This window comes from Oerskovia douganii (genome assembly GCF_015142735.1).
In the GTDB taxonomy this organism is placed as follows: Bacteria; Actinomycetota; Actinomycetes; order Actinomycetales; family Cellulomonadaceae; genus Oerskovia; species Oerskovia douganii.
This window is the reverse complement of the sequence record NZ_JACSPN010000013.1, coordinates 111,265-120,534: the sequence shown is the minus strand read 5'-3', so window position 1 is coordinate 120,534 and position 9,270 is coordinate 111,265. Positions and strand designations below refer to the sequence as shown.

The 9,270-nt window shown below is 68.6% G+C and carries 9 protein-coding genes; 3 read left to right on the top strand and 6 right to left on the bottom strand.

All coding sequences use genetic code 11. The features are described 5' to 3' along the window. Positions 1 to 16: 16 nt before the first annotated feature. Positions 17 to 1,120: a hypothetical protein gene (locus H9623_RS11365; protein ID WP_193720137.1), complete on the bottom strand. Its 1,104-nt coding sequence runs from the start codon at positions 1,118 to 1,120 to the stop codon at positions 17 to 19. Positions 1,121 to 1,329: 209 nt separating this feature from the next. On the opposite strand from H9623_RS11365, the gene H9623_RS11360 reads away from it, so the two are divergent. Then, positions 1,330 to 2,736, top strand: a complete 1,407-nt coding sequence (locus tag H9623_RS11360) for an ATP-binding protein (RefSeq protein WP_193720136.1) — start codon at positions 1,330 to 1,332, stop codon at positions 2,734 to 2,736. On the opposite strand, the gene H9623_RS11355 is transcribed toward H9623_RS11360, so the two are convergent. From H9623_RS11355 to lpdA, 3 genes are all read right to left on the bottom strand, one after another. Beyond that, positions 2,674 to 3,000: a toxin gene (locus H9623_RS11355; RefSeq protein ID WP_321575411.1), complete on the bottom strand. Its 327-nt coding sequence runs from the start codon at positions 2,998 to 3,000 to the stop codon at positions 2,674 to 2,676. The two genes, H9623_RS11360 and H9623_RS11355, sit on opposite strands and share 63 nt — an antisense overlap. Beyond that, positions 2,997 to 3,260 carry a ribbon-helix-helix domain-containing protein gene (locus tag H9623_RS11350; RefSeq protein ID WP_193720135.1) on the bottom strand — a complete coding sequence of 88 codons (264 nt, stop codon included), beginning with the start codon at positions 3,258 to 3,260 and terminating at the stop codon, positions 2,997 to 2,999. The genes H9623_RS11355 and H9623_RS11350 overlap by 4 nt, the downstream gene beginning before the upstream one ends. A 112-nt stretch (positions 3,261 to 3,372) precedes the next feature. Next, positions 3,373 to 4,782: a dihydrolipoyl dehydrogenase gene (gene lpdA / locus H9623_RS11345; protein ID WP_193720134.1), complete on the bottom strand. Its 1,410-nt coding sequence runs from the start codon at positions 4,780 to 4,782 to the stop codon at positions 3,373 to 3,375. Between the two features lie 248 nt (positions 4,783 to 5,030). Here lpdA and H9623_RS11340 point away from each other — a divergent pair, with 248 nt between their 5' ends. Beyond that, a complete protein-coding gene (locus tag H9623_RS11340; RefSeq protein WP_193720133.1) occupies positions 5,031 to 5,966 on the top strand; it encodes a DUF808 domain-containing protein in 936 nt (311 codons plus the stop codon). 134 nt (positions 5,967 to 6,100) lie between these two features. Then, entirely contained in the window at positions 6,101 to 6,940 is an 840-nt protein-coding gene (locus H9623_RS11335) for an LLM class flavin-dependent oxidoreductase (protein ID WP_321575410.1), read from the top strand. A gap of 128 nt (positions 6,941 to 7,068) precedes the next feature. Here the strand turns inward: H9623_RS11335 and leuD are convergent, their stop codons facing one another. Both leuD and leuC read right to left on the bottom strand, forming a co-directional pair. Next, entirely contained in the window at positions 7,069 to 7,707 is a 639-nt protein-coding gene (gene leuD, locus H9623_RS11330; RefSeq protein WP_193720132.1) for a 3-isopropylmalate dehydratase small subunit, read from the bottom strand. A gap of 41 nt (positions 7,708 to 7,748) precedes the next feature. After that, the gene (gene leuC / locus H9623_RS11325) at positions 7,749 to 9,230 is read right to left on the bottom strand and encodes a 3-isopropylmalate dehydratase large subunit (RefSeq protein ID WP_193720131.1); all 1,482 of its coding nucleotides are present in this window, start codon (positions 9,228 to 9,230) and stop codon (positions 7,749 to 7,751) included. Between the last annotated feature and the right edge of the window lie 40 nt (positions 9,231 to 9,270).

The window sequence follows — 9,270 nt, the reverse complement described above, 5'->3', positions numbered from 1 at the left end:
GACTTCGACATCTCCACTAAGCCCGGAGGTCCTCCCTTCGACAACCCGAACTGACACCAACCTCATGGCCGGGTACATCTAGGCGCTTCTCGAGCGCGAGGACGGAGACGACGACCTTGTTGCTGGCGTCGACGACCTTCGGTGACGCAAACGGGTTGAAGAGCACCTTTTGATTGGCCCTGTTCGAGGCTTCGTTCACACGACCGACGAGCTGGCTGCAGGCGCTGCCAATCGCGTCCAGCCGATTCTGGCGTGCCAGACGCAGGCCGACACGATGCTGGTCGAGCTCTTCCGGACTGGCATCAGCGACCCGGTCGAGCTCGAGGATGCTGATCTTGTCCTGCACCTGGAACGAGCGGGCGATCACGGCAAGCCATTCCTCGATGGACGACTGGGCTTCATGCGTGGCCTTGACGAGCGCTCCCAGGTCTCCCTCGGACTCGAGCCTGTCGGCCAACGCATCGAGACGACGCACCGCGTAGGCCTGGGTAGTGGCGATGGTCGCCGCTCCACCCTGGATCTTCGACCAGGTGATCTCCGAGACGCGGCCCACCGAGTCTCGGACCGTGATCGCATCGTCGACCAGCAAGGAAACGCCGATCATCCCGGCAAGGACCGCGTCCTTCTGGGCCCTCAGGATGTCGTCGACCTTCTTGTCGATCTGCACGAGGTATTCCTTGAGCTCGTCGATCGACCGCTGCATCTCGCGCTGGGCCATCAGTGTCCCGATCGAGGCAAGCGCAGCAGGGTTGGTCAGGAGCGCGGCAGGCGAGCTGACCACCTGAATCCAGGATTGCACGTCACCCGGCTTACCGATCATCGCGTGACTGATCGCCGGGTTGTCCTTGGTAGCTTGCAAGCCGAACGCACGAACCTTCGCCGCAGAATCCTCGGTGAGCTTGAGCCAGCGACCCGACTCCGCGGCGAACTGCCCACCTGCTTGGAGCGCCGAGCTGCCAGGGCCGATGGCGGCGTGAGATCTCCCCGCTGCGGCTTGAGCGAGGGACCGGGAGTGCACACCGACGAGGTCGAGGTCGAGCATGAACTGCTCAATCGCACCTTCCTCACCGATCACAGCGAGACCGCTGCCATCACTGACCAACTCAAGTTCGGTGCCCACGGCCCCTCCTGTTTCATCCTGTGCCCGAAGCGTAGAGCCTCACGAAGGGCAAGCTTGCCCTTGTTGTCGTCTTCTGCTCCCGCCATGGGGTGAACTTCCGTCTTTCGTGGTTGCACCGCCCCAGTGCACCGCTCTCTTGAATCCGACGAACGCAGCTACGTATCATCGGATGTAGGTAACATGTGATGCGACCTACATGGGAGGCAACTATGGTCACCGGCTTCGTCGGGCGAACGCGCGAGCTCGCCGACCTCGATTACGTCTTGGACCAGGTGCGCAACCCGACGTCGGAGCGACCAGGCAAGGCGATCGCGCTGCGAGGACGCCGTCGCGTCGGCAAGTCCCGTCTCGTCACGGAGTTCATCGAGCGCGCAGGGGTCCCCTCTCTCTACTTCCTCGCGGACGGCTCGCGCCCCGAGATCGAGCAGCGTCGCCTTCTTGAGACCGTCGCCGCCTCTGGCCTGCCCGGTGCGGACGCCGCCGGATACGCCGTCGCCGGTTCCTGGCATGACGCCCTGACCGTTCTCGCGCTCGCGCTTCCGCGCGACCAGGTGTCGATCGTCGTCCTCGACGAGGTCTCCTACCTGACGGGCGATCCTGGCTTCGAGGGTGCGCTGCAAGGCGTGTGGGACACCCGTCTGTCCGCGCTACCGGTACTGCTGCTCCTCGTCGGATCGAACAGATCAGAGATGGAACGGCTCACCAGTCACGGGCGCCCGTTTTACGGTCGCAGCGTCGACAAGGAGATCCACCCGCTGACCCCGCAGGACGTCGCGAGCATGACGGGCCTCGATCCGGCGCAGGCAATCGACGCCTATCTGGTCACAGGCGGCTTGCCCCCGTTGGTCACCGCCTGGAAGCCGGGCCAGTCGGTCGCCGACTATCTGGCCGACGGCCTGTCCACCTCAGTCAGCACGCTCGTCGTCTCCGGGGAACGTGTCCTGTCCTCCGAGTTCCCCGCCGAGACCCAGGCGAAGGACGTGCTGCGCGCAATCGGCGCCGATGCCCGCACCTTCACGACCATCGGCCAAGCCGCCCAGGTGGACCAGCGCGCATCACTCTCGCGCTCGCTGGACGTGCTCGTCGAACGCCGCGTTGTCGCCGTCGACGAGCCGCTCTCGACCAAACCCGCGCACCACAAGCAGTACCGGATCGAAGACCCGTACATGCGCTTCTGGCTCGCCTTCCTCCACGACGCCGCAGACCTTATCGACGCAGGCCGCGGCGACATCGTGACCCAGCGCATCGAGCGCGGGTGGTCGACCTGGCGGGGGCGCGCCGTCGAGCCGGTCGTCCGTCGGCTGCTGTGGGAGAGAGCGCTCGACGACGCTCTCGTGCCCGCGTCCACCGTGGTCGGCGGCTGGTGGAACCGCAAAGGTGACATAGAGGTCGACTTGGTCGGCGCAGACAGACGCCCAGCGAGGACTGTGACCTTCGTCGGCTCGATCAAGTGGCGCGAGACCGCCCCCTTCGATCTTCGCGACGCCGCCGAGCTGGTCAACCACCGTGACAACGTCCCCGGCGCTGAACGGACCACGCCGCTGATCGCTGTCTCACGTGCCGGGGGCGGCATCGAGGGCATCACGGTGCTCAGCCCGTCCGAGCTGCTCGCCTGAGACGTGGCCCTGGGACAACAGGTCGAGGTACTGCGCACGCGCTTTCATAGCGTGGATGACCAGTTCCTCACCGGAGTCGAACGCCAGGATCACGAGTTCCAACACCCTGCCGGCGTCGTCGAACCCGAGAAGGAGCCAGCGCCGCGGGTCATCCTCGTCGTCGAGCGGGGCGCGGAACACCGGATCCTGGGCCGCGCACACGATTCCGCTCTCGGTCAGGCGGTCGCGTCGAAAGTACTTTCGAGCCGAGGCGTGCGGCTTCACGCCACGTGCGTCCATGCGCGCACCGCGGCACGGATCGCCTCGGAGCGGTTCGCCAACCCCTCGGCCTGGGCTCGTTCGGTGAGCGCCTCCAGAGTGCGGGCGTCCAGCCGCACCGGCACCACGATGCCCGGGCCGTCACCCGCAGTGGGGCGCCCGCGGCGTCTCAGCGCGCCGACGTCGTAGCCAGCCTCGGCCTCGTCGGCCCACGCCTGGATCTGGTCGTCGTCGACGGCCTCTCCCCGCACCTTCTTCTGACTCATGCTGAATATCGTATACGGAAGCGTTCGGAGACGCCAGAGGCCCGCACCCACGAGAACTCGCAGGTCCGGGCCTCTGTCACAGAACGCCCACGCTGGCTGGCATCCAGCCAAGTCAGAAGTTGATCATGTGCCCCGCGAGCCCATGGATGGCCTCCTGCACGGCCTCCGACAGCGTCGGGTGCGTGTGCACGTTGCGCCCCAGCTCGGACGCCGTGAGGTCCCACTTCTGCGCGAGCGTGAGCTCGGGCAGCAGCTCGGACGCGTCGGGGCCGATCAGGTGGCCACCGAGGAGCTCGCCGTAGCGGGCGTCCGCGACGAGCTTGACGAAGCCCGTGGGCTCGCCCAGGCCGTGCGCCTTGCCGTTCGCCGTGAAGGGGAACTTGGAGACCTTGACGTCGTAGCCCTCGTCGCGGGCCTGCTGCTCGGTGAGGCCGAAGCTCGCGATCTGCGGCTGGCAGAACGTCGCGCGCGGCATCATGCGGTAGTCGCCCAGCGTCATGGTCTCGGCGCCGCCGATGGTCTCGGACGCGACGACTCCCTGCGCCTCGGCGACGTGCGCGAGCATGAGCTTCGCGGTGACGTCACCGATCGCGTAGATGTGGGGCACGTTGGTGCGCATGACGTCGTCGATCGCGATCGCGCCGCGGTCGGTCAGTGCAACGCCCGTGTTCTCGAGGCCGAAGCCCTCGACGTTGGGCGCGAAGCCCACGGCCATGAGGACCTTGTCGACCTCGATCGAGCCGGGCTTGTCGTCCTTGACGCCCTTGTAGGACACAACAACGCCGCCACCGGCTCCTCTGTCGGTCACGGTCTGCACCGCGGTCGACGTCAGGATGTTCACGCCGAGCTTCTTGTACTGCTTGGCGATCTCCTTGGAGACCTCGATGTCCTCGTTCGGCAGCGCACGGTCGAGGAACTCGATGATCGTCACGTCGACGCCGTAGTTCTTCAGCACGTACGCGAACTCCATGCCGATCGCGCCCGCCCCGACGATCGCGATCGAGCGCGGCAGCTCACGCGTCAGGATCTGCTTCTCGTACGTGACGACGTTCTCGCTCAGCTCGACGCCCGGCAGCAGACGGACCTTCGAGCCCGTGGCGATGATCACGTTCGCGAACGTCACGGTCTCGGTCTGGCCGGACGACAGCGCGACGTCGATCGTGTTCGCGTCGCGGAACGTGCCGCGCCCGTCGTACTCGGTGATCTTGTTCTTCTTCATGAGGAAGTGCACGCCCTTGACGCGGCCGTCGGCGACGTCGCGGCTGCGGTCGAACGCCTTGCCGAAGTCGAACGACACGTCACCCGTCATGCCGAAGAAGTCGGCCTGGTGCGTGAACAGGTGGGCGAGCTCCGCGTTGCGCAGGAGCGCCTTGGAGGGGATGCACCCGACGTTGAGGCACACACCGCCCCAGTACTTCTCCTCGATGATCGCGACGGACTGGCCGAGCTGGGCCGCGCGGATGGCGGCGACGTAGCCGCCGGGGCCCGCGCCGAGGACGACGACGTCGTAGTGGTTAGCCATGTGGACCAGCCTAGATCGTCTGCCCGACGGCGGTGCGACCGATCGCGTCACACGCCACCGGAGGAGCGCCGAGGGTGACGTCCAGAACGGCCGCAGCGACGCCGTCGGGCAGCGGCATGCCTCTCGGCAGGTGTGCCCGCACGGACGCCCCGCGGCGACCGCCCGCGCGAGTCGTTACGATGCGTGACAGCCGCGTCGATTCCCGACCTCGGGCTCGTGGGCGGCGACACGGGCCTCGTGGAGACCTCATGGCCGTAGGACTCGTAGCCCTCCTGGACGACATCGCAGCGTTCGCCAAGCTGGCGGCTGCGTCCGTCGACGACATCGGTGCTGCCGCGGGGCGGGCGAGCGTCAAGGCGACCGGTGTCGTGATCGACGACACGGCCGTGACCCCCCAGTACGTCGCCGGGCTGGCCGCGAAGCGTGAGCTGCCCGTGATCAAGCGCATCGCGATGGGCTCGCTGCGCAACAAGCTCCTGTTCATCCTCCCGGCGGCGCTGCTGCTGAGCGAGTACCTGCCCGTGCTGCTCACGCCGCTGCTCATGGTCGGCGGGACGTACCTCGCGTTCGAGGGCGCCGAGAAGCTGTGGGAGATGGTCTCGGGCAAGCACGGCAAGGCCGTCGACGACGCTGCCGCGAAGAAGGCCGTCGACGAGGACAGCGTCGTGTCGAGCGCGGTGCGTACCGACTTCATCCTGAGCGCCGAGATCATGGTGATCGCGCTCAACGAGGTCGCGGAGGAAGGCTTCTGGGCGCGCGCGATCATCCTGGTGATCGTGGCGCTGCTCATCACGGCGGTCGTCTACGGGATCGTCGGCCTCATCGTGAAGATGGACGACATCGGCCTGCACCTCGCGGGGCGCAACACCGGGTGGGTCAAGTCCTTCGGCCACGGCCTGGTCAAGGCGATGCCGCGCGTCATGGGGGTCATCTCGATCGTCGGCACCGTCGCGATGCTGTGGGTCGGTGGCCACATCCTGCTGCAGGGCACGTACGACCTGGGCTGGCACGCTCCGTACGACCTGCTGCACGTCCTCGAGGAGGCCGTGCACGGCGTCACGGCCGTCGGCGGGTTCCTGGTGTGGCTCGTCGACACCCTGGGATCCGCGATCGTGGGCGTCGTGGTGGGCGCGGTCGTCGTCACGGTCGTGCACTTCATCCCGCGCAAGAACAAGCACCACTGATCCCCTGACGACGCCCGAAGGCCCGCTCGCCCGCGAACTCGCGGGGCGAGCGGGCCTTCGTCGTCCGGCTCGCGGCGCGTGTGGGTGGCCGGTCCTACCGTGGGAGGACCGCCAACGAGTCGCAGGAGGACGTCATGGGCTTGAAGTTCGGGTTCGTCGGGAGCTTCGGTTCCGCGTCAGAGCTGGTCACGATGGCCCGAGAGGCCGAGGAGCACGGCTGGGACGGCTACTTCACGTGGGACGGCATCAGCCTGCCCGGCATGGACAGCTACGACCCGTGGGGCATCCTGTCCGCGGCAGCCGTCCAGACGGAGCGCGTGACCCTGGGGGCGCTCGTGTTCGCGCTGCCGCGCCGCCGTCCCTGGGAGCTCGCGCGCCAGGCGCTCACGGTCGACCACCTGTCGGGCGGGCGGCTGGTCCTGCCCGTGGGCGTGGGGGTGCTCGACGACGCGGGCTTCAGCGCGGACCCCGGCCAGCTCACGTCGCTGCGCGAACGCGCCGAGCTGCTCGACGACGTGCTCGCGTTCCTCGAGCGCTCCTGGTCCGGCGAGGCCTTCTCGTTCGACGGGACGCACATCTCGACCGGCGAGATGACGATCTCGCCCCGGCCCGTCCACGGACGCATCCCCGTGTGGCCCGTGGGGGTCTTCCCGAGCGAGAGGTCGATGAGCCGCGCGGTCCGCTGGGACGGCGTGACCGTCCAGCTCCGGGGCGACCGGGGCCTGGACCCGCTCTCACCGGAGGACGTGCGCGAGGTCGCGACCTGGGTCGCCGAGCACCGCGACCCGGCGGCCGGTCCGTTCGAGCTCGTGGTCCAGCGGGACTTCCCGACCGACCTCGACGCCGCGGCGCAGGACGCGCGCGCGCTCGAGGCGGCGGGCGCGACGTGGTGGCTCGAGGCCGGGTGGGACCCCACCAAGGTCACCGCGGAGTCCCAGCTCGCGCGCATCCGCCAGGGGCCGCCGCGCCCCTGACGCGCCGCACCCGAGGCCTCGACGCGGCGCGTCGCCCATGCCCCGAGACGCCGACGGCGCCGCTCCCCACCGCGCGCAGGTGCTCCCCCCCCGGGGGTGCGGCGCCGTCGGGCCGGTTCGCACGCGCGTCACGCGGACGGGCGAGCCGCCTCGATCTCGACCGTCGGCAGGTGCTTCGCCGGCAGCGTCCTGGGGCGCCACGACGCACGCGTCTGCTCGAACGCCGTGATGTCCTCCTCGTGCTGGAGGGTCAGACCGATGTCGTCGAGGCCCTCCATGAGGCGCCAGCGCGTGTAGTCGTCGATCTGGAAACGGACCACGACGTCGTCGGCGGTGGCGGTGCGCTCGACCAGGTCGACCGTGACCTCGGTGCCGGGCTTGGTCTCGAGGACCTTCCACAGCAGCTCGATGTCCTCCTGCGCGACGATGCCCGCGACCAGGCCCTGCTTGCCCGAGTTGCCGCGGAAGATGTCCGCGAAGCGCGAGGCCAGGACGACCTTGAAGCCGTAGTCCTTGAGGGCCCACACGGCGTGCTCGCGCGACGACCCGGTGCCGAAGTCGGGGCCCGCGACCAGCACGGAGCCGGACGTGTACGCGGGCTGGTTCAGGACGAACGCGGGGTCCCCGCGCCACGCCGCGAACAGCGCGTCCTCGAACCCCGTGCGCGTCACGCGCTTGAGGTAGACGGCGGGGATGATCTGGTCCGTGTCGACGTTGCTGCGGCGCAGCGGGACACCGACACCGGTGTGGGTGGTGAACTTCTCCATGATGCTTCTGCTTCCTCGATGAGTGTCGTCAGGGGGCCGGGTCAGACCTGCAGCGGGACGCGCGGGTCGAGCGGCGCGAGCGGCGTGCCGTCGAACGACGTGATGTCGACGTCGGCCGGCAGGTCCAGGTCGGCCAGCGAGGACAACGTCCCGCGGATGGCCGTCGCGGCCGCGACGAGCGGCGAGACCAGGTGGGTGCGTCCACCCTTGCCCTGGCGACCCTCGAAGTTGCGGTTGGACGTGGAGGCCGAGCGCTCCCCCGGGGCGAGCTGGTCCGGGTTCATGCCCAGGCACATGGAACAGCCGGCGTTGCGCCACTCGGCACCGAAGTCGAGGAAGATCTGGTCGAGCCCCTCGGCCTCGGCCTGGAGGCGGACGCGCGCCGACGCGGGCACGACGAGCACGCGCAGCGAGTCGGCCTTCTTCTTGCCCTGGACGACCTTGGCGACCGAGCGCAGGTCCTCGATGCGGCCGTTGGTGCACGAGCCGATGAAGACCGTGTCGATCGCGATGTGGCGCAGCGGAGCCCCCGGGGTCAGGCCCATGTACTCGATCGCACGCTCGGCGGCGACGCGCTCGTTCTCGTCGGCGATCTCCGCCGGGACCGGGACGTTCGCGGACAGGGGCAGGCCCTGGCCGGGGTTGGTGCCCCAGGTGATGAAGGGCTCGAGGTCGGCCGCCTCGAGGACGACCTCCTCGTCGAACGTGGCGTCGTCGTCGGTCTTGAGCGTCTTCCAGTACTCGACCGCGGCGTCCCAGTCAGCACCCTCGGGGGCGTGCGGACGGCCCTTGAGGTACTCGAACGTGGTCTCGTCAGGAGCGATCATGCCGGCGCGCGCGCCCGCCTCGATCGACATGTTGCAGACCGTCATGCGGGCTTCCATGGTCAGCTTGCGGATGGCCTCGCCGCGGTACTCCAGGACGTAGCCCTGGCCGCCGCCCGTGCCGATCTTCGCGATGATCGCGAGGATGATGTCCTTGGACGTCGCGCCCGGGGGCAGCTCGCCGTTGACCGTGATCGCCATGGTCTTGAAGGGCGCGAGCGGCAGGGTCTGGGTCGCGAGCACGTGCTCGACCTCGGACGTCCCGATGCCGAACGCGAGAGCCCCGAACGCACCGTGGGTCGAGGTGTGCGAGTCGCCGCACACGACCGTCAGGCCCGGCATGGTCAGCCCGAGCTGCGGGCCGACCTGGTGCACGATCCCCTGGTCCGCGTCACCGAGCGAGTGGATGCGCACGCCGAACTCCTTGGCGTTGTTGCGCAGCGTGTCGATCTGGGTGCGGCTCGTGAGGTCCGCGATAGGGAGATCGATGTCGAGCGTGGGAGTGTTGTGGTCCTCGGTCGCGATCGTCAGGTCGGGGCGGCGCACCTGTCGGCCGGCAAGGCGCAGGCCCTCGAAGGCCTGCGGACTGGTGACCTCGTGGATGAGGTGCAGATCGATGTAGAGGAGGTCGGGCGACCCGTCGGTGCCTCGTCGCACCAGGTGCGCGTCCCAGACCTTCTCCGCCAGCGTGCCGGCCATGTTGGTTCTCTCCTACCTGTGTCCTGCGGTGGTCGCGCAC